The sequence below is a fragment of the Devosia polycyclovorans genome, from assembly GCF_042181575.1.
Taxonomy (GTDB): Bacteria; Pseudomonadota; Alphaproteobacteria; order Rhizobiales; family Devosiaceae; genus Devosia; species Devosia polycyclovorans.
In genome coordinates, this window is the sequence record NZ_CP170082.1 from 2,037,435 (window position 1) to 2,063,090 (window position 25,656).

Sequence of the window (25,656 nt, forward strand, 5' to 3'; positions counted from 1 at the left end):
AGTCATGGCCTATGCCTTCAAGCAGTCCAGTGGTGTTGCCCGCCAGGTGCGCGACATCGCCACAGAACAGATCGACAAGGCATTGGACGCGGTTGCGGCCAATGAGGATTTCGATCGAACCGTCCACACAGTGCGCAAGGCCTGCAAGAAGCTGCGGGCTCTGCTCAAACTCATCCGGCCGGTCTTTGCTGACTACCAAGCAGAAAACGACGCCATTCGCGCCGTTGCCGACCGTTTCTCGGTGGCGCGCGACGCGGCGGTGATGGTTCAGACGATGTCTGCGCTGGTCGATAGTTCCGGGGCGCGTCTCAGCGTCGATGGGGGCGGCTCGGTGGCCCTGCTTGACCGGCTGCGCGAGCGCGCCCGGCATTTGCGCCAGCAAATGGGCGAAGAGGAACTGCTGGCGCTGGCGGCGGCCGATTTCGAGCGGGCGCGTGAACGTGTGCCGGACTGGAAGTTTGATGCGTCCGGCGCGGATGTTGTGCAGCCGGGACTCAGGGCTGACTATTCCCGCTTACGCAAGCGGCTCGCCAAGGCGCGCGAGACGCCTGAAGGAGAAAGGGTGCATGAGTGGCGCAAGGCCACGAAGGTCTGGTGGTATCACATGCGGCTCTACGAGCGCACCGCGCCTGCAATCATGGAGAACCTCTGTTTGAGCCTCGATGAACTGGGCGAGACTTTGGGGGAGCACCATAATCTGATGGTGCTGTCCGATTGGATAGTTTCCACGCGTGCGCCGGGGGACAGCTCTGTCGACATGTTGCTGGCGATCATCGCGGAACAACAGGCGGCGCTTAGCGAAAAGGCATTCGACCTCGGCCGGCAATTAGCGGCGGAACCTCCGGGTGTAGCTGCAAAGCGCTTCAACGCCTATTGGAAGCTTCTGGAATAGAGTGATGGCCGAGGAAATCGAACGCAAGTTTCTGGTATCGGGGGAGGGCTGGCGTGACGCGGTTGCTGGCCGGAAGCGCTTGGTGCAGGGTTACCTCTCCAGCAATGCCAAGGCCACGGTGCGCATCCGCATTGTGGACGATCAAAAGGCACTGCTCACGCTCAAGGGCCCAGCCGAAGGGATCAGCCGGGCCGAGTTCGAATATGAAGTGCCGCTGGACGACGCACGCCAGATGCTGGAGCTGGCGCAGCCCAATGTGGTCGAAAAAGTCCGGCATCTGGTGCCCCATGGTGGTCTGATCTGGGAAGTGGACGTGTTCGGAGGTGCCCATGCCGGACTGGTCATGGCCGAGGTCGAACTGGTGTCTGAAGATCAGGTTATCGATCTCCCCGGTTGGGCGGGCAAGGAAGTCAGCCATGACGACCGCTATGCCAATGCGAGCCTGGCGCGGGTGCCGGGCGTTCCATCGGTTGACCCTGACGTGGCGTGAGGGACTATTGCCTCGTCTCGCGGAGGATGCGGGACCATGAACAAGACCTATACCGTCAACCAGCTTGCCCGGCTCGCGGGTATTTCGGTGCGTACGCTGCACCACTATGACGAGATCGGTCTGCTCAAGCCCGCATTCGTCGGCGAGAACCGCTATCGCTACTACGGCGAGGAGGAGTTGCTGCGCCTGCAGCAAATTCTGATCCATCGTGAACTGGATATGCCTCTGAGCGAAATCGGCGCCATTCTGGATGCGCCCGGTTTCGACCGGCTCGCCACGCTGCAAAGGCAGCGGGAACGGCTCGAGGAACAGGCGAAGCGCTACGCCGGCATGGTCCGGACGATCGACCGCACGATCGCCCGTCTCAAAGGAGAACGCACAATGACTGACGCAGATCTCTATTCTGGCATCGTCTCACTTGAAAAGCAGGCTGAATACGAGGCCTGGCTGATCGAGCGCTATGGCGCCGGCCTAAAGAGTGAAATCGATAACAGCCGCAAGGCCATGGCTGAATTGTCCGAAGCCGAGCAGGCTGCCATGATGGAGGAGTTGCGGCTGGTCGAAGACGGTCTGGCTGAAGGCCTGCGCCGGGGCCTGCCGCCGCAAGCGACCGCGCTCGATCCCTTGATTGAACGCCATCGCGCTTGGGTCGCCTCGGCCTGGGCGCGCGACTGCCCGCTAGATGCTTATGTCGGCTTGGCTGAAGTCTATGAACACCCCGATTTCCGCAAGCGCTACGAGGCGATCGAACCTGGCTTTGCCGACTATCTGGTGACGGCCATGCGGGCCTGGGCGCGCCGTCAGGCGTAGCGGGGGCATCAAGCACCGGTCAACGCGGCGGATCGCTCCGGCAGCTGTTGCGTTGACCCAGCAGATAAGACAAGGGGGAAATATGTCGGGAGAGCTGGTGCATATCATTGTGCGCACGGTGGAATGGGTAGGTATCGCCATCATTGTGCTTGGTCTGATCGTGGGAACCGCGCGGTTCCTGATGCAATTGCGCGATCGCGACGTCCATGACCGGTTTCGCAGGTATCGAGCGGATATTGGCCGTGGCATTCTGGTGGGACTGGAGGTGCTCGTCGCAGCCGACATCATTGCGACGGTGGCCATCGAGCCCACACTGGACAGTCTGGCGGTGCTGGCCGGCATTGTGGCTATCCGGACCTTTCTCAGCCTGTCGCTCGAGGTCGAAGTGTCCGGTCGATGGCCCTGGCAGCAGACACATGCCGAGGTCAAACAGCGGCAGGAATCGCGCTAATCACTGCCAGCGCTTGAAGCTCTTTACGTCCCCTAGCGCACTGATGATGGTGCGCACGATCTTGTCGATGCTGTCGGTTACGGGCACGTGCAGCGTGTTTTCCGTGGCCGGGTCAGGCACCTCGAGCGTGGCGAACTGACTGTCGAGGAGGCTCGTTGGCATATATTCGTGGCTGCGCTTGGCCATGCGCTCGCCGATCAATTCCCTTGAGCCGTCCAGATAGACGAACAGGACTGGTTCACCAGCCTTTTCGGTGATGAAGTCGCGATAGATGCGTTTGAGCGCCGAGCTGGCGCCGATGGCGACGTCCTTTTTCTGTGCCGCCTGCTTGAGGGCCGCCGTGTGTGCCTCGAGCCAGGGCCAGCGATCCTCGTCGTTTAGGGGCGTGCCAGCCCGCATTTTCTCGACATTGGCTTCGGGATGGTACTGGTCGCCATCGAGGAGCGGGGCATGCAGGGCGCGTGCGAGGGCCGCTCCCACGGTAGATTTTCCCGATGAGCTGACGCCCATCACGATGATGATGCGAGCCGGCTTAGACTGTGGCTGTGAAGGCGCCGTCGACATAGAGAATGTGTCCGTTCACGAAACTGGAAGCGTCGGATGCGAGAAAGATTGCAGCAGGGCCAAGCTCTTCGACCTCGCCCCAACGGCCCATGGGGGTCCGTTGTTTGACCCAGCCATCAAAGGCTGGGTCAGCCATCAGTGTAGTGTTTAGGTCGGTCTTGAAATAGCCCGGTGCAATAGCGTTTATGTTGAGCCCCCGTGGGGCCCAGTCGGCCGCCATGCCGCGCGTGAGGTTGGCAATTGCCGCCTTGGCAGCGCCATAGGGTGCAGCAGTCGGGCGGGCGTGATTGGTCAGGATCGAGCAGATATTGATGATCTTGCCCCGGCCGCGCTCCAGCATGTGCTGGGCAACAGCCTTGCTGACGGAAAAGGTAGAGACCACATGGGCGCTCAGCATAGCTTCGAAATTGTCGTGGCTATAGGTCTCCAGGGGCCCGCGGATCTGCATGCCGGCGTTGTTGACGAGAATGTCGATGGGGCCAATCTGATCCTCACAATGACCGATGGCCTCGGCGACGCTGTCGGGGCTGGTTACATCAAAGGCCAGAGCGGAGACCTTGGCTCCGCTATCGGCTAGATCGGCGGCGGCTTTGCCAAGTGCCACTTCGTCACGGCCGTTGAGCACCAGTTCTGCTCCGGCCTCGGCAAGAGCCTTCGCCATGGCAAGGCCCAATCCACGGCTGGACCCAGTCACTAGGGCCCGCCGGCCGGACAAGTCGAATTGCGCTATTCCCCGCGTCATTGTTGGCCTTATCCCCTCGAAATGGCACCGTCCATCAGGGTGTTAGAGGACACCCCGGGGCGATGCAAGGTGGAGGAGGGAGACCGTGGCGCTGGAATACCTTGCTTCAGACGCCATCGACCTGCCGCGTAACAAGGTCATTGAGCTGTTCGAGACTTCATATTGAGAGGTCTTGGCGAGGTGACGGGTGGGAAGCGACTGACTTGATCTTCCATACAAGATATGCGATCTGGCCGGAAATTGTGCAATCCGCCCTTCCTTCAAGGCGCGGATTGTGGTCATTTCCTGCCCGCGTGTCGTGCCCTCAAGCGCATGAAGTGAACACGGAAGAAATTTAGAAGGACTGTTTGAATGTCGACAGCAGATATCGGCCTTATCGGCCTAGCGGTCATGGGCTCCAATCTGGCCCTGAACATTGCCGAGAAGGGCTACACTGTTGCCGTTCACAACCGGTCTGCGGGCCGCATTGACGAGCATATGGCCGACGCAAAGGCCCAGGGCCTGGATGGCAATACCATTCCCAAATACGACCTGGCCGAATTCGTCCAGACGGTGAAGGCGCCGCGCTCGATCATCATCATGGTCAAGGCCGGTCAGCCGGTCGACGATATGATCGAGCAGCTTCTGCCTCATCTGGAAGCGGGCGACGCCATCATCGAGTGCGGCAATTCGCTGTTTACCGATACCCAGCGCCGCTTCGATTATCTGAAGCCCAAGAACATTGGCTATCTTGGCGTCGGTGTGTCGGGCGGCGAGGAGGGCGCGCGCCATGGTCCTTCCATCATGGTGGGCGGCTCCAAGGAGCAGTGGCACAATGCCGAGGCGGTGCTGACCGCCATTGCTGCCAAGTTCAACGGTGAAAGCTGCTGCGCTTATCTCGGCGAAGGTGGCGCTGGCCACTTCGTCAAGACCATCCACAACGGCATCGAATATGGCGACATGCAGATGATCGCCGAGGTCTATGGCGTGATGCGCGACGGATTGGGGATGTCGCCCAAGGAATGCGCTGATGTGTTCAAGGAATGGAACAAAGGACCGCTCAATTCCTATCTGATCGAGATCACCGGGCATGTCCTGGATGCCGTCGATGACCAGACTGGCAAGCCGCTGGTCGAGCTGATCCTGGACAAGGCCGGCCAGAAGGGCACCGGCGTCTGGTCCGCCATCGTTGCCCAGCAGATGGGCGTGCCGGCCACTGCCATCGAGGGCGCCGTGGCTGCCCGCTCGATCTCCTCGCGTAAGGCCGAGCGTGTGGCCGCTGAGGGAATCTATGGCAAGCCGGACCGCGCCAAGACCGACGTCACCCTGGCCGATCTCGAAAAGGCCCTGCTGGCCGGCAAGATCGTCTCCTACGCCCAGGGCTTTGCGGTCATCGCCAAGGCCTCGGAAGAAAACGGCTGGGCGCTGCCGCTGGCCACCATCGCCAAAATCTGGCGCGCCGGCTGTATCATCCGCTCGCGTTTCCTCGATCAGATGGCATCTGCATATGACAAGGGCGAGGCGGTTAACCTGCTGGTCGTGCCCGATTTCGTCACGATCATGAAGGATAGCCATCCGAGCCTCAGAAAGGTCGTGGCCGCCGCCGCCATGGGCGAATTCCCCATGATCTGCCTCTCGGCAGCACTGAGCTATTTCGACAGCTATCGCCAGGCCCAGGGCACCGCCAACCTCATCCAGGGCCAGCGCGACTTCTTCGGCGCCCACGGCTTCGAGATCGAAGGCCGTGGCTCAGACCTGCACGGCACTTGGCCAAGCACGCTGGGCAAATAGGCCCGGCCATTCGCAATGAAAAAGCCCCGCTTCGGCGGGGCTTTTTGTTTCAAAGAGCGCGGAACATCACGTAGCTGTCGACATAGCCCAGGGCGGGATGCCTGAAAGCCTTCGGCAACGTGCCCACGATTGTAAAGCCGAGCTTTTGCCACAGGGCGACCGCTCCGGTGTTGGTGGACACGACGTGGTTGAACTGCATGGCCCGGAAACCGCGTTCGCGAGCGCGGTCCAGCGAGTGCAGGCACATGGTCTTTGCAACGCCCTTGCCGCGTGCTTCAGGCGCGGTCATGTAGCCGCAATTGGCCACATGCGCGCCGCCGCCAGCCTGATTTGCCATGAGGTAGTAGGTGCCGACGATCTGCCCTTCGAGTTCAGCCACAAAGACCTCGTGGGCGCGCATCAGCCAATAGGCTTTCAGACCCGCTTCGTCGAGATTGGTGTCAATCGCGTAGGTTTCGCCCGCGGCGAGGACGGGGGCGATGATGGCGTGGATCGCGGCCCAGTCGGCCTCATTGGCGGGGCGGATGTGCATCGTCTTCGTCTTCCTCGATCGGCGCGACGCGCACCTGGCCGGGCGGCGGCACCTCGGGGGCATGCGGGTGGTCAGCGATGCTGGGGCGCCGGCCGAGTTCAAAGCGAAGGGCGGCAATGGCAAAGAGGATCAGCGCCAGAAGCACCGCGATGCCACAGGCGATAAAGGGCGCGCCGGGGAAGTAATGCTCGGAGGTCGGGGAGCTGGTGTAATAAGAAAAGATTTGGGTCGCGCCGAGCGGGCCGATGATCGTGGCCAGCGAGCTGGCGGCGTTGACCGCACCTTGCAATTCGCCCTGGCTGTTGTCCGGCACCTGGCGCGACAGCACGCCGTTGATCGCCGGTGGCGCAAGTCCGCTGACGGTACCCACGGCTATGAACAGATAGAGCTGATAGACGTCCTCGGAAAAGGCAATGCCGGCAAAGGCTATGGCCGCCGCCGCCAGACCGAGAATGCCTACGGCGGGTTCTCCGAGGCCCTTGGACAGGGGGCCGGCGACCACAGCCTGGCTGAAGGCGAAGCCGATGCCGAAGGCACCCAATGTGCGGCCGATGGCGGAGGACGAGAAGTCGAAGACCTCGACGGTGAAATAGCTGAAAATGGTCGGCAGGGCCTGCGTGGCCAGTTGCAGGAAGAACAGCACTGCCAGCAGCCACAACACCGAGGAATACTGGCGCAGGGCGATGACGGCGCCGAGGGGATTGGCGCGCCGGATGTTGAACTTGCGCCGATTGGATTTGGGCAGGCTTTCGGGCAGCACCAGAAGGCCGAAGAGGAAATTGGCAAAGGCGAGACCAGCAGCCGCGAGGAACGGAATGCGTGGGCCGAATTCGCCCAGTTCGCCGCCGATCACCGGACCGATGATGAAACCGAGGCCAAACGCAGCGCCGATCAGGCCGAAGCGATGGGTGCGCTTATGCGGTGGAGTGATGTCCGCCATATAGGCGGTCGCCGTCGCCAGTGCCGCACCCGCGATGCCTGCGATGATGCGGCCCACAAACAGGTACCAGACGAAGGGCGCGATCGACATCATCAGGTAGTCGAAGGTCAGCCCCAGTAGCGAGAGAAGGAGCACCGGCCGCCGTCCGAAGCGGTCGGACAGATTGCCCAGGACCGGGGAGAACACGAACTGCATGAAAGCATAGGCAAAGACCAGATAGCCGCCAATCACCGCTGCCTCTGCCACGCTGCCGCCGGTCAATTCCTCAAGCAGCTCGGGCAGCACCGGCACGATTATCCCCACCCCGATCATATCGATCAGAATGGTGATCAGGATGCAGGTCAGGGTCAGGCGAGAGCGAGTCGCGGCTTGCATGCGGTGGTTGTTACCTTCTTCTTTGTTCCACCGGAATGGTGCGACGCAATTGACACGGCGGAGACCGCCAAGGCAAGACCGGAGCGGTCACGTTGCCGGGCTGTCACCGACATCGTGAGAATAGACCCATGCGAGCCGGTCCAGATGGGCTCTCGGTCCCTGGAGCCGCATGACGGTGTTCCGTGCCACGCTGAGCGGCCAGCCCATATGGAAGATACGGCCATTCTCGGCCGAAAGTGCGGCAATCCGCCGGACCCTCGGCTGGCGCATCTTCGCATAGCGATAGAAGGCCGTTTCAGCCGATTCAGTTCCCATCAGGAGCGGCGCGAGTGTTGCCGCGTCCTCGATCCCCATTGCCGCGCCCTGTGCCTGAAAGGGGACCATGGCATGGGCAGCGTCGCCGATCAGCCCGATATTGTCCTGGTGCCAGACGGAAGCCTCGACCGTGTACATGGGCCAGGCGGTCCAGCCCCGCGACGCGGCGGTCATGATTGCCTCAACCCGCGCGCCGGAGTTTTTGAGGCTTGGCTGCTCGCCTTCCATGCGGATGTCGTCGGGCATGAAGAGGGCAAGGTTGACCTGGTTGCGATGCGGCAGCGGGTAGCACACCAGGTGAAAACCGGTGCCGAAAAAGACAGATACCCGGTCGGCCGCGATCTGGCCGGTCAACGCCGCTGTCGGCACCAGGGTCCGCCAGGCAATGCGTTTGCGGTATTGCGCTGCGGGACCGTCAAGCACGCCAAGCCGCGTCTGGGAATGGACGCCGTCAGCGCCGATAAAGCCCTGCGCCCTGGTGGTGCGGCTTTGGCCGCTCGCCTCATCGATGGCCGCGGTGACGCCACGGGCGTGGGACACGACATCCCAGTTCCGGACCCCAAAAACGATGTCGATATTGGCGAAGCGACGGCAGGCCTTATAGAGCAGGTCTGCGAGATCGGCCCGGTGCATCACCGCATAGGGGGCGCCGAAGCGTTCGCGCATGATGGCGCCCAGCTCCATGCTGACCAAGGGATGCTGGCCGTGCTGCGGATAGACGTCGAGCGCCTGCGGCTCCAGGCTGGCCCGCTCTATGGCTTCGCCGAGGCCGAGACGGTCCAGCACACGGCGGGCGTTTGGACTGATCTGGAGGCCCGCGCCAAATTCCTGGACGGTTGCGCTGCGTTCAAGCACGACGACGGTCGCGCCGAACTTGGCCAGCGCCAGCGCCATGGTCATGCCGGAAATACCGGCGCCTGCGATGATAAAGCTACGGCCCGAGGCGGCCATGGGGCTGCTCAGGCAGCGTGGACCTTGAAAATGGCCGATGCGGGGTTGGCATGACCTTCGCCCAGTTCAGTCTTGAAAACGTAAAGTGTCGAGCAGTAGGGACAGACAATCTCGTTGTCCTTGCCCATATCCAGAAAGACATGGGGATGATCAAATGGGGGCAGGGCGCCGACGCACTGGAATTCCTTGGAGCCGATCTCGATGCTGCGCAGGCCTTCGGAATTGTGGAAATGCGGTGTGGAGCCGTGAGCCATGGTCTGGAACCTGGATGGTGTTTGATTTGGCGCGACCATAGCCAAAGGGCCATCCCAAGAAAAGGGCAAAGGGGTGCTTGATTTTGCGTCGCTAAGCCGCAACGCCCGGATGACTGAAAGAAGGATGCTTCATGCCTAGTTTCACCACCTCTGGTCTCCGACTTGCCTATGAGGTCGCGGGGAAGGGCCCGCCGGTCCTGTTGATCCACGGCTTTGCATCCAGTGGCAAGGTGAACTGGGTGGACACCGGCTGGGTCGAAACGCTGGTCGAAGCCGGCTACCAGGCGATCACGCTCGACAATCGGGGGCACGGCCAATCGGACAAGCCGCATGACCCCGAGCACTACTATCCCACTCAGATGGCAGAGGACGCATTGGCCCTTCTCGATCATTTGGGCATCGAACGGGCTGCCTTGCTTGGCTATTCGATGGGCGCGCGTATCGCCGCCTTTATGGCCTTCAACCACCCCGGGCGGGTCGTGGCGGCGATTTTCGGCGGCATGGGCATGAACCTGATCAACGGCTTGAGCGATGGCAATGACATCATCGCCGGGCTTCGGGCGCCGGATTTGTCAGACCTGACCCACCCCACCGCGCGGCAATTCCGGATTTTCGCCGATCATACCGGCTCGGACCGCGAAGCGTTGGCTGCCTGCATGGAAACGTCGCGTCAGCCCATGGCGCGGGCCGATGTACGGCGTATTGAAGTGCCGGTGCTGGTGGCGGTGGGCGAGGCTGACGAGATGGCTGGAGGGCCCGCAGCGCTGGCCGAACTGCTGCCTAAAGGGCAAGCTCTGGTCATCCCCAAGCGCGATCACATGCGCGCTACGGGCGACAAGGTCTTCAAGGCAGCGACCCTCGAATTCCTGGGCAGGCATTCCTCAGATATACCGGCTTCGTGAACCAATGTGCCAGCTTTGGCTTTGAACAAGGAAACGATCTGTCCTATATCGTCATTTATCGATGAAGCGGAGAACGCGACATGAGCGGCAATGCCAAGATTTCGGCCCAGCTCCAGGCTGTCGATCCGGTCTGGGAAGCCGTTCGAGCCGGCGCGCGCCAGGTGCTGGAGAACGAGCCGTTCCTGGCCAATCTGGTGCTGTCTACCGTGCTCAACCACGATACGCTTGAAGAGGCGCTGGCTCATCGGCTGGCGACGCGTCTGGATCATGAAGATGTTTCGGCGGATATGATCCGCCAGGGTTTCGCCGAGACCCTGCGGGATCACCCGGAAATTGGCCAGGCGGCCCGCGTGGATCTGGCGGCAACGCTTGAACGCGATCCGGCCTGCCATCGCGCCATTGAGCCGCTGCTCTATTTCAAGGGCTACCAGGCCATCCAGACTCACCGGTTTGCGCATGCCATGCACAAATCCGGGCGCCGTGACTTTGCCCTTTATCTGCAGAGTCGGGCGAGCCAGGTGTTCCAGGTCGACATCAATCCGGCCGTGGCGATCGGCAAGGGCATCATGCTCGATCACGGAACCGGACTGGTGATTGGCGAAACCGCCATTGTCGGAGACAATGTTTCGCTGCTGCAAAATGTGACCCTGGGCGGAACCGGCAAGGCCGATCAGGACCGTCACCCCAAGATTGGCAATGGCGTTCTGATAGGTGCCGGCGCCAAGGTCCTGGGCAATATCAAGGTTGGCGATTGCAGCCGGGTCGGTGCCGGTTCGGTGGTGCTCAAAGAAGTTCCGCCGCGCACGACCGTAGCGGGCGTTCCGGCCAAGGTGATTGGCGAGGCCGGTTGCGCCCAGCCGGCCCTCGTCATGGACCAGATGGTGCTGGTGCACGACGCGGGCAAATAGTGCCGGGCAAGTGGGCCTGGCCAGTTGTTACCGCTAAATTGCCCCGGGCAGGGGTTGTCAGCGCTTGATCAGACACTAGATTGCCGGCTCAACGTAACCAGCAGGACATGTTCCCGTGAACCATCCCGAGATCATCAAGCTGCAGAAGTTTCTGCAGCGCACGTTCAACAATCGCAATATCGACGTTCGCCCACGGCCAAAGCTGAACGATTCCGTTGAAGTGTTCATCGGCGAAGAGTCCATCGGCCTGATCCATCTTGATGATGAAGACGGCGACAAGTCCTACATGTTTTCCATGTCCATCCTGGACATCGACCTGGACGATATCGACTAGTTGTCCAAAGCGCCGATCTTGCCCAGCCAATGGGTCAGCTCGGCGTCAAACTGCCGCCAAGCCACGAGGGCCTCGGCGTCAAAACTGAGGATGGCCGCCAGCCCATTGGGCAGGTGGATGGTCCTCAGGCACCGGTCGGCCCGGCTCGGCTCTGGCGCCGATGCGCATTTGGCGACAAATGGGGACGGCGAGAGCGGGTCATACCAGACCGTTTCGCCTGCATAGCCATCTGCGGCCAGCAAGGGCTTACCGACCAGGCCGGGAATGCCACTCACTGAATCATCGGCGAACTGATGCAGATAGACTGCGTCGAGCAGCGCACTGCTGGCCCGCGCGCCGGTGCGTGACGTTAGCGTTACCTCCACTGAAGCGGGCGGCTGATCTTCCTCAAGCGCCAGGGCAAACGCCAAGTCCACCTGACTGACAAAGCCGGGCTTGATGGTCTCGCCATAGCGAAACCAGGCCGCCGGAATATGCAGTTCTCGCCCGGCTACGGTCTGGGTAACAGGATCGGAATCCTCAAGTGAGGGTAGAGAGCGCTGGGTCTCCCGAGCGGCACGATCCACCATATAGGCCAATCCCACCGCCATAAGCAGGACCAGCAGGCCGATCCCCGCCAGATTGTAGGCGACGTGACTGCGTCCCGTTTCGGCAGCGCTCGCATGCGTATCGGTGGCCGCCATGGTGGAAATTAACCAGATTTCTCGCTTCGGGGTGACAGCCATTAGGGAGCGCAATATGCTTAACAAAAGGTAAACTTTGGCGCTGCGTGGGCAGATGGCAGGGGAGTGGGCATGACAAGGGAACTGGTGCTTGCGGCATTCATCATGGGTGTCGGCCTATGCGTCGCCGGGGCAGGAACGCATCTTTATCAGTGGATCACGCGGCAGCAGGCCATGCTGCGCTGGGATGGCAAGTCCTATCTGGCCTCGCTCGGCAATCTGGCGATGAGCTTTGTGTGCGGGCCCTATATCCTGCTTCAGTTCGGTTGGCGCCACGAAGAAGATGGCACGCTTTCGATGCCCTCCATGCTGCTTTCGGCCCTGGTGGCTTTCGGGTGGGCGTTCGTTACCGGGCTCTTTTTCATGAGCATATACGTGGCGGTGCGGCCGCTGGCTCAGGTGATAGCCTAGACGCAGCAAAGCCGGCGGTGCTTGCGCACAGCCGGCTTTGCTCTTCAGACCCCTATCAGGGATGGGCTTGGGGCGGGGTCCGGAAACTTGTCAGTTGGTGCTGGCGACCACGAGCACGCGGTCGTCGATCATGTCGACCCACTGGCCGGCATGGGCTTGCGACTGACGCTTGATGAACTTGTAGGGCGTCTCGCTCCAGACGCGGATGGTCCCGTCCTGATTATCCAGCACAAGGTCGCCGCGATCCGTGCGGGCCAGCAGGACTGCGTGGCCGTTTCCGTTGGCCTCCTTGACGACGGCAATCATCAGCGTGCTGGGGTGCCAGCCGGCATTGATCAGGTCGCGACGTTTGGCGAGTGCAAAGTCTTCACAGTCGCCGTAGCCGTTCGGATAAGTCCAGAACTCTGCGACCTGATAGAGGTCCTGATCTGTGACCGGTACGACGTTGCGGTTGTAATAGGCGTTGACGGACACGAGCTGCTGCCAGTTGCGATCATCCAGTATGGTCGCAGGTACCACGCGGTCATAACTACGGCATTCGGCCGGGTTGGATTGGCAGAACTCGAGATGCCCCACCGGGATCGAGGTCGTGCCAGCGCTGGTCTGGACGTAGGCGATATTGGTGAAATCGAGCGCTGCGCTGGGGGCGGCGGGGGCTAGCGCGAAGAGGGCAGTGAGTAGCCCGGCCAGCAGTCCCTTGTTGAGCATCTTCATCGTGTCGTCTCCCTGATGGAGACCACACTAGGGAGGGCCACTTGCCTCGATGCGAAAAGTGCCACGCAGTTTTTATGCGTGTTTTATCGATGCTTATAGGAGTTTTTTAACCATGCCGGGCGGGGGAGAGCTGGCCGCCTGAGGGTTGGGAGCAGCCGGGATTTCGAGAGATGGCAGCGAACCGCAGCGGCTCAGTTCATGCGCAGGTTCTGCTGCACGACCGTCAACATTTCCTGGGCGGCCACGAATTCCACCGCGACCCCGTTCTGGAAGTGGCGAACAACGCGGGCGCGCATACGGCCCAGAGTGATCGGGGTGCCCATAGCAGGACGAACGTCGAGCTCTACCGCGGCACCGGACAGCGAGATGTCGATAATCTTGCAGTTGTAGCGACGACCATCGTCAAGCACGACTGTTGAGTGACGGATATCGGGCACGACGCGCTCGTGCCGGCGGTCCTCGGGCAGATTGAGGAGATCCTTGTTGGCCAGCCATGTAAGCTGTGCCGCCATTTTGTCGCGCTTGCGCGGGGAAGCTGCCAGATCCATGATGAATCCTCCATCGACCTGGGACAGTATCGTCCCTTCGATGCGTCCCATATGGTCCAGATAGGCAACAATACGTTCGCCGACGATGCCCGGTACGGGGGCTATAACGACCGCGTCGCCTGGCGACATGGACAGGACCTGGCAAGGGAACTCGCGGCGGTCGGCCAGCATATAGCGACCGAGTATCGACACCTTCACGCGCTGGAAGCGCCCGTCGCCCGCATTGGCATGCAGGCTGGCGATAGGCTGTGGAGCGGCAATGTCATCATTGAGCATACGTCAACCTGTTCCACGCACTGGGGAAAACCACAGCAAACTTAGCTGGGCTTGGTTAACGCTTGATGAGAATTGGTGCTGACAGGTCGCTCAAATGCGACTTGTTCAGTTCCTGCCGCCGTCAATGACTGCAAGGTGAGCATACCGCCGGGCGCTGCGACCATAAACAGTGGTCGGCATGGCACTGGGCTGTGCGGGGGAACCGTATTCGCTCTCGTTGACTACACTGGCCAGAACTTCGCGCGCTGTCTCCTCGGCGGGCACCTCATCGGGCCAGATCAACCGAAGGCCAGTGATGCGCTGCTCAAGGACGGGTTGGACGCCCAGCCAGTAGGGTTCTTCTAGCGCCGACATTGAGCCCAGAATGCGGGTGTGGGTTGAGCCATTGTGGCGCAGCGGCATGAGAATGGTCTCAAAGCTCACCTTGGTATGCAGGGCCGTCGTGCCCTGGAAGGTAACGAGCGCCACAGCGTGGTCCTCGGTAACGGCGCGTATCAGCGTTTCCATGGCGTCGCTGTCACGATCATGCCAGAGCGCGGAGAAGGAGCGGCCCTTCAGTTCTCGGCAATAGCTGGTGCACAGGTGTGAACCCGCCAGGCGGAATGAGAACTTGTCCGCACTGTCGAGTTCGAGAATGAAGGTGTTGGCCAGAGCCTCACGGATGCGTGTGGGGTCGATGTCGCGACGGTCTGGCGCGCTGCGGGAGCCCCGAATCGTGTTCCAATAGGTATAGAGTGTCTTGGTGCTCGGCATCTGCATCGTTCGGACCCGCGATTTGAGGCGTCGAGGCATTCTCCCTAGGGGAGTCCGCCGCTTCAGCAACATTCGCAAAATGCAGCGCCGATGGCGCGCTTAAAGATTAGTTAAGGTTAACGTCTGTGGCCAAATGTGGAAAAGCGCGGGCAGGCCAGTGGCCAGCCGAGGTCTGGGGCTCTGAGGATGAGTGAACAAGATCGGGAGCCTGCTTCGCAGGGGCCTCAGCAGCGCGAGCCTGTTTTTCTGTTGCCTGCGTCCATCACGGCGCTTGCAGGGGTATTGGCAGCCATTCACCTGGCGTCAACCTTGATTCTTAACCCGCAGGGACAGGTTGACCTGCTGCTCTGGTTTGCGTTTCAGCCCTACCGCATTGTGGTGGCCGGGGTTGATCCCAGCATCGCAATTCCGCTGATCTGGACCCCATTCACACATGCTTTTCTGCATGCCGGATGGGACCACTTGCTGATCAATGTCGCCTGGCTGGTTATCTTCGCGACGCCCGTGGTGCGCCGCTATGGTGCCTGGCCGATGCTGGTGCTGTTCCTGGTTTCGGCGTTCTTTGGCGCGGCGCTGTTCGCGGCGACCACTCTTCACAGTCAGGTCTATCTGATTGGCGCTTCGGGAGGCGTCGCCGGCCTGACCGGGGCGGCGATCCGTTTCATGTTCCAGCCGGTGCTGATGGCGCGGCATCCTGAGACCGGAGAACCCATCGTTCTGGGACGGCGGCTGGCGTCACTGCGCGAGGTTTTCGTCAACCCGCGGTCACGCTTGTTCACGCTGATCTGGCTGGCGCTCAACGCGGCGGTGCCTTTGGCGCCACTGCTGACGGGGAGTTCACTATCAATCGCCTGGCAGGCGCATCTCGGCGGCTTCGCTGCCGGGTTCTTTCTCGTCGCACTTTTTGAGCGAAAGACCTAGCCGCCGTAGACGTCCTTGGGATCAAAGAGGCGCGGCAGGCCGGTATCTTCCAGTTGGACTTCGCCATGTTCGGCCATAACCCTGCGGTAGAAGCAGGATTTTCGGCCCGTATGGCAGGCAGCGCCCCGTCCGGTCTGGCGCACCACCATGACCAGGCAGTCCTGATCGCAATCGGTGCGCAGCTCGACCACTTCCTGAAGTTCGCCAGAGGTCTCACCCTTCTTCCAGATCGCCTTGCGCGAACGCGACCAGTAATGGGCGATACCGGTTTCGAGGGTCAGCGACAGGGTCTCGGCATTCATATGCGCGACCATCAGAATATCGTTGGTTCCATCTTCCAGTGTGACGACGGTCAAAAGGCCATGGGCGTCAAAGCGTGGGGCAAAGGTTGTGCCTTCTTCCAGCGTGGCATGATCAAGGGTCTTGGGGTCGGCGAAGGAGATGGTCATGATGCGCGCCTTTGCTCGAGCGGATGCCGAGGCTCTAGCGCGCATCGGGGGCGTTTACCAGTGTTTTAGTCCTTGAGACCGACCCAGATCTCGATTGTGCCGTGTCCGGTGCGCGGGTCGAAGTCGGGCCCGTAATACTCGACAAAGGACAGTCCTTCGGCCTGTTCGGCGTTGGAGTTGGGCAACCAGTCTCCATATATGGCTGCACATGTGGCCCGGACATTGGAGACATGTCCCTTGTGGGTGAACCGCGCCCATTTGCGGGCCGGTATTGTCATTACGGTAAGTGGCGACGAAACGGGTGTATCAGGCCTGATCTGCACGCCCGGAGCGTAGTCGAACTGTCCGTCGCTCATATCCCCAACCACGCCATAGGCTGCGCCGGGAATGACGCCTTCGATACCGGGCACCAGCGGGCCGAAGCTGTTCCATTGTGCCGGAATGCCGGAGGGATTGTTGAGATCGTGCCGCCCGGGCAGGACGGCGAGGCGGATTGCCGGCATTTTTTCAATGCGCGGCGGGTCGAGTTCGATATTGATAGCGGCTTCCATTCTGAGGGCCTCCACGAGATTGAGGTGATCCAGAGAGCGTCTCTTGCGGACAGTGTCGGGTGTCAGGCCGAACTGATCGCGAAAAGCGCGGGTGAATGCCTCGTGCGAGCCATATCCGGCATCGAGCGCCACCGAGAGAATGTCGGGGGCACCGTCCGCCAAGGCCTTGGCCGCCTCTGTCAAGCGGCGGCCGCGTAGATAGCCGGAGATTGTGTAGCCGGTGGCCAGCGGAAACATGCGGGACAGATAAGTCGGGGCCAAGCCTGTCGAGCGGGCCAGTTCATCTAGGCCGATATCCTGAGGGAAGCGGCTTTCCAGAAACCAGAGGGCTCGAACAATGGCAGACATGGGTAACCTCGCAGTGAGACAGCGAGTCTATGCCATAATAAAATATGCCGCGTTTGATCGGGCTTGCCTTTTTGGTCCTAGCGATGACCGACCATGGCAAAGAAGCGATCCTGTTCCTGGCGGTCCTCGGCAAAAACCCCGGTGAATCGATGCGTGACCGTCTTGACGTCATGCGCCTTCACCCCGCGCATGGTCATACACATATGCTCTGCTTCAAGCATGACCGCGGCGCCGCGCGGCCCCAGATTTTCGTTGATGGCATCAATGATCTGCGCCGTCATGGTTTCCTGCGTCTGCAGGCGGCGGGCAAAAACCTCGACCAGACGGGCCAGCTTGGAGAGGCCGACCACGCCATCGTGAGGCAGGTAGGCGATATGGGCCTGTCCGTAAAAGGGCACCATGTGATGCTCGCAATGGGCATAAAAGGGAATGCCTTTTACCAGAACCAGGTCATCGTAGCCGCCGACCTCCTTGAACGTCTTGGAGAGCACTTCGCTGGCGTCCTGATCATAGCCGGCGAAGAGCTCGCCGTAGGCTTTGGTGACCCGGGCAGGGGTGTCGAGCAGACCTTCACGGGTCGGGTCATCGCCGGCCCAGGCGATCAGCGTGCGAACGGCGGCCTCGGCCTCTTCGCGGCTGGGTCGCGCCCGCGGCGTGTCCAGAGGGACAGTCTTGAGCGGCTTGACTTGAGCGTCCATGGGGTCCGGCTCCTTGCGTTGCGACCGATGCTCACTACGCGACGAACGACGCGTCGGATTTCGACAGGAGCACAATCCCCTGACAGTCGGCTGGAGAACCCCTATATAGAAGCGGAACGAGACCGGAACAAGAAACAGAATTGTCGCGATTATGGAGCTGAGCGATCTCTATTCCGAAAAGATCCTCGACCTTGCGGGGAACGCCCCTCAGCCAGGCCGTCTAGCCGATGCGGATGTATCGGCGCGCAAGGTCAGCCGCGTTTGCGGCTCGGTGATCGAAGTCGACCTTGTCGTGCGCGACGGGGTGATTGTCGGCTATGGCCACGAGATTTCGGCCTGCGCGCTGGGTCAGACCTCAGCGGCTGTTGTGGCGCGGGAAATCGTCGGAACATCGACTGGCGCGTTTCTGGACGTGCGAAAGGCCATGCACGACATGCTCAAGGCCGATGGGACGCCGCCCTCGGGAAAATGGGAAGACCTGAAATATCTTGAGCCGGTCCGGGGTTATCCGGCCCGCCACACGTCCACTCTTCTGGTGTTCGATGCCGTCGCTGCTGCGCTGGAAAAGCTTGAGTCGAAGCAATCGGTTGCGGTGGGCGGCTGATGGATCGATTCATGGCCTTGATGTGGCGAGTCATCGACCTGCCGTTCAAGGTTGCGGCCGTCTTTCTGATTACGCTCTACCGCTACACGCTTTCGGCCTTCGTCGGACGCACCTGTCGACACCTGCCGACGTGCTCGGAGTTCACGAGTACCGCCATATGGACGTTCGGCTTCTGGCCCGGCGGCTGGATGGGGCTGGCGCGGTTCTGGCGTTGCCGCCCAGGCGGGACACACGGATATGATCCTGTGCCGGAGGCGCTGCCGGCAGAGGGGCGATGGTATTTGCCCTGGCGCTATGGGCGTTGGCGGGGAGACAAGCATGACCATGCTCAAGGGTAGCTGCCTGTGTGGGGCGGTGACTTATAAAGTCGAGGACGCCTTCGAGGCCGCCTTTTATTGCCACTGTTCCCGATGCCGGCGCGCGACGGGGTCGGCGTTTAAGCCCATGGCTTCGATCAAGACTGGCAGGTTGCGGCTGACGCAGGGCGAAACGAGCGTGCTCATCTACGGCAACGCTGCCCACACACATGATGTGCATTGCGGGCAGTGTGGTTCGTTTCTCTATTCGGTGATCGCGGAGAACGGAAACACGCATGTGGCAATGGGCACGCTGGTCGATGACCCCAAGGTTCGACCGTCGTTTCATATGTTTGTCGGCTCCAAGGCGCCCTGGCACGAGATCACCGACAATCTGCCGCAGTTCGAGGCTTTGCCGGGTTAAGGGCCAGCTTGAGGCTGGCATTGCGCCCTTTTCATGCTAAGGCAGCGACCGCGCGCATTGTGGAATGCGCGAAAACCCAATTTCATGGAGATCCAAAATGTCGATCAAGGTGACTTTTCCCGATGGTGCTGCTCGCGACTATTCGCGCGGCACTACCGGCACCGAGATCGTTGAAGGGATCTCCAAGTCGCTTGCCAAGAAGACCGTCGCCATGCGCTGGAACGGCGTGCTCTCGGACCTTTCCGATGCGCTGGACACTGACGGCAAAGTCGAATTTGTGACGCGTGACAGTGGCTCGCAGGATGTGCTGGAATTGATCCGGCATGACGCGGCACACGTCCTGGCCGAGGCGGTGCAGGAGCTATGGCCTGAAACGCAGGTCACGATCGGGCCGGTGATCGAGAACGGCTTCTACTACGACTTCTATCGTCCGGCCGGGCCGTTCACGGAAGACGAATTGCGTGTCATTGAGAAGAAAATGGCCGAGATCATCGAGCGTGGCGCTGCCTTCTCCAAGGAAGTATGGTCGCGCGATCAGGCCAAGAGCTGGTTCGAGACCAAGGGCGAGGCCTTCAAGGTCGAGCTGGTGGACGCCATCCCCGCCGACCAGTCGATCAAGATGTATAAGCAGGGCCAGTGGATGGACCTCTGCCGCGGTCCGCATATGCGAACGGTCAAGGATGTTGGCCAGGCATTCAAGCTGACCAAGGTGGCGGGCGCCTATTGGCGCGGTGACAGCAATCGCCCCGTGCTGAGCCGCATTTACGGCACGGCCTTCGCCACCAAGGAAGAGCTAGAAGCCTATCTGACGATGATGGAGGAGGCCGAGAAGCGCGACCATCGCAAGATCGGCCGTGACCTCGACCTGTTCCATCTGCAGGAGGAAGCGCAGGGTTCGGTGTTCTGGCATCCGCGGGGCTTTGTCATCTACAATCAGATGGAAGCCTATATCCGCCGGCGGCTGAACAAGTCTGGCTATCAGGAGGTCAAGACCCCTCAGCTGATGCATGCCAAGTTCTGGGAGCAGTCCGGTCACTGGGGCAAGTACCGCGAGAACATGTTCGTGGTGCCCGATGCCGTTCCCAACACGGATGAAGAGGGCCCGGTTCTGACGGAGGAGGCGGATTACCTGGCGCTCAAGCCGATGAACTGCCCGGCGCACGTCCAGATCTTCAATCAGGGAATTAAGTCTTACCGCGATCTGCCTCTGCGCATGGCGGAATTTGGTTGCTGCCACCGCAATGAAGCGCATGGTGCCCTGCATGGATTGATGCGCGTGCGGCAGATGACGCAGGACGACGCGCACATCTTCTGCCGGGAAGACCAGATCCAGTCGGAGACCGAGCACTTCGTGCATCTGCTCTATTCGGTCTATGAACATCTGGGCTTTGACAATGTCGTTATAAAGCTCGCCACTCGCCCTGAGAAGTTCGGCGGCACCATCGAGCGGTGGGACGCGGCAGAGAAAGCTCTGGGCGACGCGTTGAGGGCCACGGGCTATGACTTCGAGATCGCTGAAGGAGAGGGTGCCTTCTATGCACCCAAACTCGAGTTCCACTTGAAGGACGCCATTGGCCGGTCCTGGCAGGTGGGGACGTTGCAGCTGGACTATGTGCTGCCCGAGCGTCTTGATGCCACCTACGTGGCCGAGGATGGATCGCGCCAATACGCAGTCATGCTGCACAGGGCGATTCTCGGGTCTCTGGAGCGCTTCATTGGCATCCTGATCGAGAACTATGCGGGCAAGATGCCGATGTGGCTGGCGCCGACCCAGGTCGTCGTGGCCACCATTGTTTCGGAAGCGGACGAATATGCGGAAAAGCTGGTGCGCCAGCTTCGCGAGGCGGGTATTCGCGCGGAGATCGACACCCGCAACGAAAAGATTAACTACAAAGTGCGCGAGCACTCGGTGCAGAAGGTGCCGCTGATGTTCGTCGTCGGTCGTCGCGAGGCCGAGGAGGGCACCGTTTCGGTGCGCCGTCTGGGGACCGAGGGGCAGAAAGTGGAACCTTTCATGGACGCATTGGTGGCCCTGCTCGCCGAAGCCACGCCGCCTGATCTCAAAGGCGCGGCAGATAAGGCTGCCTGATGCCACAGCGGCCCTCCAACCGTGAGATGAAGGCACTCTATCATCTGGGCGAAGCCAATGTGCTTGGTCCGGATGACTTCAAGGATATCGGCGAAAAGGTCTTCGCCGGTATGCTGAAGAAGAAGTGGGTCGAAGAAGCCGGTCCGGGCAAATACCGGACGACCGAAAAGGGGCGAATCATCCACGACGAGGAAGTGTGGTTTTCCGGACGATCAAAGCGCTGAGGACCAGCAGGAACGGGTGAGGCATGGCTGAGCCAATTCACATCACCCGATCCCTCAGCATCGACCCGTCCGAGGTCGAGGAGAGCTTTGTACGCGGCTCCGGACCGGGCGGGCAGAATGTCAACAAGGTAGCCAGCGCCGTTCAGCTGCGGTTCAACCTTGCGGCGAGTTCAAGCTTGCCGGAGGCAGTGAAGCGTCGCGTGGCGGCGCTGGCCGGAAGCCGCCTTACCAAGGACGGCGTCATCGTCATCACCGCCAATAGCCATCGCGACCAACCCCTCAACCGGGCGGAGGCGCTTGAACGGTTGGTCGCCCTGTTGCGGTCAGGCGTGCACCCGCCAAAGCCGCGAGTGGCAACACGTCCGACTTTGGCTTCAAAGAAGCGCCGTCTGGATAAAAAAACTGCCCGCAGTAGCGTTAAACGGCTGCGCGGGCGGCCTAATGAAGCCGAATAGCAGAATTTACTCTGTTTGCAGAGCAGGTTTGCATTTGGTGTCATAGATTTGATTTGAGAGTAGTGCTTGTTTGTCTTGAGCAACGTGTCGTTCTGGCCAGATGCCGGACGGGGCGCCCTTTGATCGGTTGAACGGAGATTTGGTCCGGTGAAGATTGCAGTGGTTGGGTCGGGCTATGTGGGCCTGGTAACGGGCGTGTGCCTTGCCGATTTCGGGCACGATGTCATTTGTATCGACAAGGACCAAGCTAAGATCGCCGCGCTTGAGACGGGTGTTGTACCGATCTATGAGCCGGGTCTGTCCGACCTGGTCAATGCCAATGTGGCCGCAGGACGCCTTTCCTTCACGACCGATCTGCCCAGCGCAGTGCGTGACGCAGATGTGGCCTTCATCGCCGTCGGCACGCCCAGCCGTCGCGGCGATGGTCACGCGGACCTGAGCTATGTCTATGCGGTGGCGCGGGAAGTGGCCGCGGCTGTGAGCGGCTTCACCGTGGTCGTCACCAAGTCCACGGTACCGGTAGGTACGGGTGATGAGGTGGCCCATATCATCAGGACTGTGAACCCGGCCGCGGATGTGGCCGTAGTCTCCAACCCCGAGTTCCTGCGCGAAGGCGCCGCCATTGAGGACTTCAAACGTCCCGACCGCATCGTCGTCGGCATTGACGATGAGCGTGCCCGCGAAGTGATGACCGAAGTCTATCGGCCGTTGTACCTCAACCAGGCGCCGCTGCTGTTTACCGATCGCCGTACATCGGAGTTGATCAAGTACGCGGCTAACGCGTTCCTTGCCATGAAGATCACCTTCATCAACGAGGTGGCCGACCTCTGCGAGGCGGCCGGCGCCAATGTGCAGGAAGTGGCACGCGGCATTGGCCTCGACAATCGCATAGGTTCGAAGTTTCTCCATGCTGGTCCCGGCTATGGCGGCTCGTGCTTCCCCAAGGACACCACGGCTCTCGTCAAGATCGGCCAGGACTTCGGCAGCCCGATGCGCCTGGTCGAAACAACGGTTTCGATCAATGATCAGCGCAAGCGGGCCATGTCGCGCAAGGTGATTGCGGCTTGCGGCGGAGATGTGCGCGGCAAGACGATCGGTGTGCTGGGGCTGACCTTCAAACCCAATACTGACGACATGCGCGAAGCTCCGTCCCTGGATATCATCCGCGGCCTACAGGATCGTGGCGCGAAGGTCGTGGCCTTCGACCCGCAAGGCATGGAAGCTGCGCGGCACATGATGGAAAATGTCACCTTCGCGGAAAGCGCCTACGAAGTTGGTGAGGGTGCCGACGCTCTGGTCTTGGTAACCGAATGGAACGAGTTCCGCTCGCTCGATCTCGATCGTTTGAAGTCGGTGATGAAGACACCGGCTTTTGTCGATCTGCGCAATGTCTACCGCCCGCATGAAATGCGCCGCCACGGCTTCACTTATGTCAGCATCGGCAGGTCCGATCTTGACCCGGGCGAGCGGATTTCGGACGCGGCGGAATAGTAGTTTCAGGAATCAGTTGCGTGAAAATTCTCGTTACCGGTGCAGCCGGATTCATTGGCTTTCATCTCAGCCAGAAACTGCTCGGGCAGGGCCATGAGGTCGTCGGCCTGGACGCCTTGACCAGCTATTATGATCCGCGGCTGAAGCAGACCCGTCTGGAGTTGCTACGGCAGCAGGCAGGCTTCGGCTTCGGCAAGGTCGATCTGACGGATGCGGTTGCGCTGGAGGCGTTTATCGCCGAGACAAAGGCCGAGGTGGTCTTTCACCTCGCGGCCCAGCCTGGTGTGCGCTACAGCATCGAAAATCCGCAGAGCTACATCCAGTCCAATGTGGTGGGGACGGCGAACCTGCTGGAGACTTTGCGCCGTCATCAGCCCACGCACCTGATCTTTGCTTCCACCAGTTCGGTCTATGGCGGCAACGAGATAATGCCCTATGCCGAAACGGACAGGGCCGATTCGCCCCTGTCGCTCTATGCCGCGACCAAGAAGTCCGGGGAGGCGCTGGTCCACTCCTATTCGCATCTGTGGGGTATTCCGGCCACCTGCGTGCGCTTCTTCACGGTCTATGGTGCCTACGGACGGCCCGATATGGCCCTGCTCAAGTTCGCCACGAAGATCGAGGCCGGGTCGCCGATCGATGTCTATGGCAATGGGCAGATGCGACGGGACTTCACCTATGTTGAAGATTTGGTCGCAGCACTGGCGGCCGTCATGCCGCGCGTGCCCGTCTTGGGGGAACCGGTTGAAGGCGATAGTCTTTCAGCGGTGGCGCCGTTCCGCCTGCTCAATATCGGTGGCGGGCGGCCGGTGGAATTGATGGACTTTATTGCTTCGCTTGAGCGGGCCATGGGCAGAAAAGCCGAACTCAACATGCTGCCCATGCAGCCAGGGGATGTTGTCGCCACCGAGGCCGACACGGCGCTGTTGCAGGCCTTGGTCGGTGAATTACCGTGCACGCCGTTGGATGAGGGTATTGATCGCTTCGTAGCCTGGTTCCGCGACTACGCGAAGGTCGAGGCATAGACCATGGTACTGGGTAGTAGTCTCAAGTTTGGCACCAGTGGGCTGCGGGGTCTGGCGGACGAACTGGAAGGGCAGGCGGCTCGCCAATATACCGCCGCCTTTTTACGTCACCTCGCTTCGGCTTATCCTGCCAGCATATCTCGGGTCTATCTGGCGCATGATCTCAGGCCCTCCAGCCGGTCTGTGCTGGAAGACTGTGCGGTCGCCATTGCCAATGCGGGGCTGGAGGCTATCGATTGCGGTGCCGTGCCCACACCGGCTCTTGCGCTGCATGCCATGGCCAATGGCGGCGCAGCGATCATGGTGACCGGCAGTCACATCCCGGCTGACCGCAATGGGCTCAAATTTTACCGCCCCGACGGAGAAATCAGCAAACGCGACGAGCGGGGCATTCTCGATGCGCTGGACGGGCAGTCGGTGCCCGATCTGGACGTTACGCTGCCCAAGGAATTTGAACAGGCAACAGCGCGATATTTCGAACGCTATTCGTCTCTCCTGCCTGATGCAGCGCTGCTTGGCAGACGCATCGGTGTGTTCGAACATTCGACGGTGGCGCGGGACCTGATTGGCCGCATTCTCGGGCACTACGGCGCGGAAGTGGTTGGACTGGGGCGAACTGACAAGTTTGTGCCAGTCGACACCGAGGCGTTCGGTGACCCCGTCTTTGCATCGGTGCCGGGCTGGATCGCTGAACATGATTTGGAGGCTGTGGTTTCGGCCGATGGCGACGGTGATCGCCCGTTCATGATGGACGGCCTAGGGCAGTTCATTCGGGGCGATGTGCTTGGTCTGCTCGCTGCGCGCCATCTGCACGCGGACTTGGTGGTAACGCCCGTGACCTCCAATTCGGGAATCGAGCACTTGGGATTGTTCGCCGATGTGCGGCGCACGCGGGTTGGATCGCCCTTCGTCATCGAGGCCATGGATGAGGCCAGCGGCGCGGTTATCGGTTTCGAGGCGAATGGCGGCACATTTGTTGGCCGGGGCGTGTCCTCCTACGGCGGACCACTCGATAGTCTGGCTACGCGAGATGCAATCTTGCCAATCCTGTGCGCCTTTGGCGAGAGCCTGCGCACGGGTACGACTATTTCCCAGGTGATTTCGAAACTCAATCTCAGCCACGCCCTTGCCGGTCGCCTGCAAGACGTGCCGGCCGAGCACAGCGCCGCATTTGTCGAACGCTTGCGCGCAGACCAAGATTACGCTGTCGGGTTGTTTGGTGGCCTCGGGATATCCCGACGCGCCGACATCGACGGACTGCAATTCTGGACCGAAGCGGGCGATATGGTGCATTTTCGCGCTTCGGGCAATGCCCCGGAGTTGCGCTGCTATGTGGAAGCGAGTTCCCCCAAAAAGGCGCGAGAGCTGCTCGATTGGGGCTTGGCCGTCGCCGCGCAAGAGACGACGGTCCAGTGAGAGGGCCGCCA

32 protein-coding genes are annotated in these 25,656 nt (G+C 60.9%); 19 read left to right on the forward strand and 13 right to left on the reverse strand.

Annotated elements, in window-relative coordinates; all coding sequences use genetic code 11:
- Positions 1-4 precede the first annotated feature (4 nt).
- From ACE4RL_RS10205 to ACE4RL_RS10220, 4 genes are all read left to right on the forward strand, one after another.
- Entirely contained in the window at positions 5-892 is an 888-nt protein-coding gene (locus ACE4RL_RS10205; RefSeq protein WP_375597089.1) for a CHAD domain-containing protein, read from the forward strand.
- 4 nt (positions 893-896) lie between these two features.
- A complete protein-coding gene (locus ACE4RL_RS10210) occupies positions 897-1,382 on the forward strand; it encodes a CYTH domain-containing protein (protein ID WP_375597090.1) in 486 nt (161 codons plus the stop codon).
- 36 nt (positions 1,383-1,418) lie between these two features.
- Complete coding sequence (locus ACE4RL_RS10215; RefSeq protein WP_375597091.1) at positions 1,419-2,192, forward strand: MerR family transcriptional regulator; 774 nt, start codon at positions 1,419-1,421, stop codon at positions 2,190-2,192.
- Between the two features lie 97 nt (positions 2,193-2,289).
- Positions 2,290-2,643, forward strand: a complete 354-nt coding sequence (locus ACE4RL_RS10220; protein ID WP_375597092.1) for a DUF1622 domain-containing protein — start codon at positions 2,290-2,292, stop codon at positions 2,641-2,643.
- Here ACE4RL_RS10220 and ACE4RL_RS10225 read toward each other — a convergent pair whose 3' ends face one another.
- Both ACE4RL_RS10225 and ACE4RL_RS10230 read right to left on the reverse strand, forming a co-directional pair.
- Positions 2,644-3,207: a gluconokinase gene (locus tag ACE4RL_RS10225; RefSeq protein ID WP_375597093.1), complete on the reverse strand. Its 564-nt coding sequence runs from the start codon at positions 3,205-3,207 to the stop codon at positions 2,644-2,646.
- Complete coding sequence (locus tag ACE4RL_RS10230; RefSeq protein WP_375597094.1) at positions 3,176-3,949, reverse strand: SDR family oxidoreductase; 774 nt, start codon at positions 3,947-3,949, stop codon at positions 3,176-3,178. The genes ACE4RL_RS10225 and ACE4RL_RS10230 overlap by 32 nt, the downstream gene beginning before the upstream one ends.
- A gap of 351 nt (positions 3,950-4,300) precedes the next feature.
- On the opposite strand from ACE4RL_RS10230, the gene gndA reads away from it, so the two are divergent.
- Positions 4,301-5,719 (forward strand): NADP-dependent phosphogluconate dehydrogenase, encoded by a 1,419-nt coding sequence (gene gndA, locus ACE4RL_RS10235; RefSeq protein ID WP_375597095.1) that lies wholly within the window; start codon positions 4,301-4,303, stop codon positions 5,717-5,719.
- A gap of 49 nt (positions 5,720-5,768) precedes the next feature.
- On the opposite strand, the gene ACE4RL_RS10240 is transcribed toward gndA, so the two are convergent.
- The 4 genes from ACE4RL_RS10240 to ACE4RL_RS10255 all read right to left on the reverse strand — a co-directional run bounded on the left by ACE4RL_RS10240 (position 5,769) and on the right by ACE4RL_RS10255 (position 9,086).
- Complete coding sequence (locus ACE4RL_RS10240) at positions 5,769-6,251, reverse strand: GNAT family N-acetyltransferase (protein ID WP_375597096.1); 483 nt, start codon at positions 6,249-6,251, stop codon at positions 5,769-5,771.
- A complete protein-coding gene (locus ACE4RL_RS10245; protein ID WP_375597097.1) occupies positions 6,229-7,566 on the reverse strand; it encodes a TCR/Tet family MFS transporter in 1,338 nt (445 codons plus the stop codon). Before ACE4RL_RS10245 ends, ACE4RL_RS10240 begins: the two co-directional genes overlap by 23 nt.
- Before the next feature lie 87 nt (positions 7,567-7,653).
- Positions 7,654-8,832 (reverse strand): FAD-dependent monooxygenase, encoded by a 1,179-nt coding sequence (locus tag ACE4RL_RS10250; protein WP_375597098.1) that lies wholly within the window; start codon positions 8,830-8,832, stop codon positions 7,654-7,656.
- A gap of 8 nt (positions 8,833-8,840) precedes the next feature.
- Positions 8,841-9,086, reverse strand: coding sequence for a zinc-finger domain-containing protein (locus tag ACE4RL_RS10255; RefSeq protein WP_375597099.1), 246 nt, complete (start codon positions 9,084-9,086; stop codon positions 8,841-8,843).
- A 131-nt stretch (positions 9,087-9,217) separates the two neighbouring features.
- Between ACE4RL_RS10255 and ACE4RL_RS10260 the strand changes: the two genes are divergently transcribed.
- From ACE4RL_RS10260 to ACE4RL_RS10270, 3 genes are all read left to right on the forward strand, one after another.
- Positions 9,218-9,988, forward strand: coding sequence for an alpha/beta fold hydrolase (locus ACE4RL_RS10260; RefSeq protein ID WP_375597100.1), 771 nt, complete (start codon positions 9,218-9,220; stop codon positions 9,986-9,988).
- Between the two features lie 80 nt (positions 9,989-10,068).
- Positions 10,069-10,896: a serine O-acetyltransferase gene (gene cysE, locus ACE4RL_RS10265; protein ID WP_375597101.1), complete on the forward strand. Its 828-nt coding sequence runs from the start codon at positions 10,069-10,071 to the stop codon at positions 10,894-10,896.
- Between the two features lie 115 nt (positions 10,897-11,011).
- Complete coding sequence (locus ACE4RL_RS10270; RefSeq protein WP_104894041.1) at positions 11,012-11,230, forward strand: DUF3126 family protein; 219 nt, start codon at positions 11,012-11,014, stop codon at positions 11,228-11,230.
- Here the strand turns inward: ACE4RL_RS10270 and ACE4RL_RS10275 are convergent.
- On the reverse strand, positions 11,227-11,955 hold the full coding sequence (locus tag ACE4RL_RS10275; RefSeq protein ID WP_375597102.1) for a hypothetical protein: 729 nt from the start codon (positions 11,953-11,955) through the stop codon (positions 11,227-11,229). The genes ACE4RL_RS10270 and ACE4RL_RS10275 overlap by 4 nt on opposite strands.
- 69 nt (positions 11,956-12,024) lie before the next feature.
- On the opposite strand from ACE4RL_RS10275, the gene ACE4RL_RS10280 reads away from it, so the two are divergent.
- Positions 12,025-12,363, forward strand: coding sequence for a DUF6949 family protein (locus tag ACE4RL_RS10280; protein ID WP_375597103.1), 339 nt, complete (start codon positions 12,025-12,027; stop codon positions 12,361-12,363).
- Positions 12,364-12,453: 90 nt separating this feature from the next.
- Here ACE4RL_RS10280 and ACE4RL_RS10285 read toward each other — a convergent pair whose 3' ends face one another.
- From ACE4RL_RS10285 to ACE4RL_RS10295, 3 genes are all read right to left on the reverse strand, one after another.
- Positions 12,454-13,077, reverse strand: a complete 624-nt coding sequence (locus ACE4RL_RS10285; RefSeq protein WP_375597104.1) for a transglutaminase-like cysteine peptidase — start codon at positions 13,075-13,077, stop codon at positions 12,454-12,456.
- 191 nt (positions 13,078-13,268) lie between these two features.
- On the reverse strand, positions 13,269-13,901 hold the full coding sequence (locus ACE4RL_RS10290; protein ID WP_375597105.1) for a PilZ domain-containing protein: 633 nt from the start codon (positions 13,899-13,901) through the stop codon (positions 13,269-13,271).
- 105 nt (positions 13,902-14,006) lie between these two features.
- The gene (locus ACE4RL_RS10295; protein ID WP_375597106.1) at positions 14,007-14,654 is read right to left on the reverse strand and encodes a PAS domain-containing protein; all 648 of its coding nucleotides are present in this window, start codon (positions 14,652-14,654) and stop codon (positions 14,007-14,009) included.
- A gap of 186 nt (positions 14,655-14,840) precedes the next feature.
- Here ACE4RL_RS10295 and ACE4RL_RS10300 point away from each other — a divergent pair, with 186 nt between their 5' ends.
- A complete protein-coding gene (locus ACE4RL_RS10300) occupies positions 14,841-15,575 on the forward strand; it encodes a rhomboid family intramembrane serine protease (protein ID WP_375597107.1) in 735 nt (244 codons plus the stop codon).
- Here the strand turns inward: ACE4RL_RS10300 and hisI are convergent.
- The 3 genes from hisI to folE all read right to left on the reverse strand — a co-directional run bounded on the left by hisI (position 15,572) and on the right by folE (position 17,621).
- A complete protein-coding gene (gene hisI, locus ACE4RL_RS10305; protein ID WP_375600262.1) occupies positions 15,572-16,018 on the reverse strand; it encodes a phosphoribosyl-AMP cyclohydrolase in 447 nt (148 codons plus the stop codon). The genes ACE4RL_RS10300 and hisI overlap by 4 nt on opposite strands.
- Positions 16,019-16,089: 71 nt before the next feature.
- On the reverse strand, positions 16,090-16,923 hold the full coding sequence (locus ACE4RL_RS10310; protein WP_375597108.1) for a GyrI-like domain-containing protein: 834 nt from the start codon (positions 16,921-16,923) through the stop codon (positions 16,090-16,092).
- 77 nt (positions 16,924-17,000) lie between these two features.
- On the reverse strand, positions 17,001-17,621 hold the full coding sequence (folE, locus tag ACE4RL_RS10315) for a GTP cyclohydrolase I FolE (RefSeq protein ID WP_375597109.1): 621 nt from the start codon (positions 17,619-17,621) through the stop codon (positions 17,001-17,003).
- 151 nt (positions 17,622-17,772) lie between these two features.
- On the opposite strand from folE, the gene ACE4RL_RS10320 reads away from it, so the two are divergent.
- The 9 genes from ACE4RL_RS10320 (at position 17,773) to ACE4RL_RS10360 (ending at position 25,645) form a co-directional block, all read left to right on the forward strand.
- Positions 17,773-18,225 (forward strand): iron-sulfur cluster assembly scaffold protein, encoded by a 453-nt coding sequence (locus ACE4RL_RS10320; RefSeq protein ID WP_375597110.1) that lies wholly within the window; start codon positions 17,773-17,775, stop codon positions 18,223-18,225.
- Between the two features lie 11 nt (positions 18,226-18,236).
- Positions 18,237-18,563: a membrane protein insertion efficiency factor YidD gene (yidD, locus tag ACE4RL_RS10325; RefSeq protein ID WP_375600263.1), complete on the forward strand. Its 327-nt coding sequence runs from the start codon at positions 18,237-18,239 to the stop codon at positions 18,561-18,563.
- Complete coding sequence (locus ACE4RL_RS10330) at positions 18,544-18,945, forward strand: GFA family protein (RefSeq protein WP_375597111.1); 402 nt, start codon at positions 18,544-18,546, stop codon at positions 18,943-18,945. Before yidD ends, ACE4RL_RS10330 begins: the two co-directional genes overlap by 20 nt.
- A gap of 97 nt (positions 18,946-19,042) precedes the next feature.
- Positions 19,043-21,034 carry a threonine--tRNA ligase gene (gene thrS / locus ACE4RL_RS10335; protein WP_375597112.1) on the forward strand — a complete coding sequence of 664 codons (1,992 nt, stop codon included), beginning with the start codon at positions 19,043-19,045 and terminating at the stop codon, positions 21,032-21,034.
- The gene (locus ACE4RL_RS10340; protein ID WP_375597113.1) at positions 21,034-21,258 is read left to right on the forward strand and encodes a hypothetical protein; all 225 of its coding nucleotides are present in this window, start codon (positions 21,034-21,036) and stop codon (positions 21,256-21,258) included. Before thrS ends, ACE4RL_RS10340 begins: the two co-directional genes overlap by 1 nt.
- Positions 21,259-21,281: 23 nt before the next feature.
- A complete protein-coding gene (arfB, locus tag ACE4RL_RS10345; protein WP_375597114.1) occupies positions 21,282-21,713 on the forward strand; it encodes an alternative ribosome rescue aminoacyl-tRNA hydrolase ArfB in 432 nt (143 codons plus the stop codon).
- Between the two features lie 147 nt (positions 21,714-21,860).
- On the forward strand, positions 21,861-23,204 hold the full coding sequence (locus ACE4RL_RS10350) for a UDP-glucose dehydrogenase family protein (RefSeq protein ID WP_375597115.1): 1,344 nt from the start codon (positions 21,861-21,863) through the stop codon (positions 23,202-23,204).
- A gap of 20 nt (positions 23,205-23,224) precedes the next feature.
- Complete coding sequence (locus ACE4RL_RS10355; RefSeq protein WP_375597116.1) at positions 23,225-24,229, forward strand: NAD-dependent epimerase/dehydratase family protein; 1,005 nt, start codon at positions 23,225-23,227, stop codon at positions 24,227-24,229.
- 3 nt (positions 24,230-24,232) lie between these two features.
- Complete coding sequence (locus ACE4RL_RS10360) at positions 24,233-25,645, forward strand: phosphomannomutase (protein ID WP_375597117.1); 1,413 nt, start codon at positions 24,233-24,235, stop codon at positions 25,643-25,645.
- The last annotated feature ends 11 nt before the right edge of the window (positions 25,646-25,656 follow it).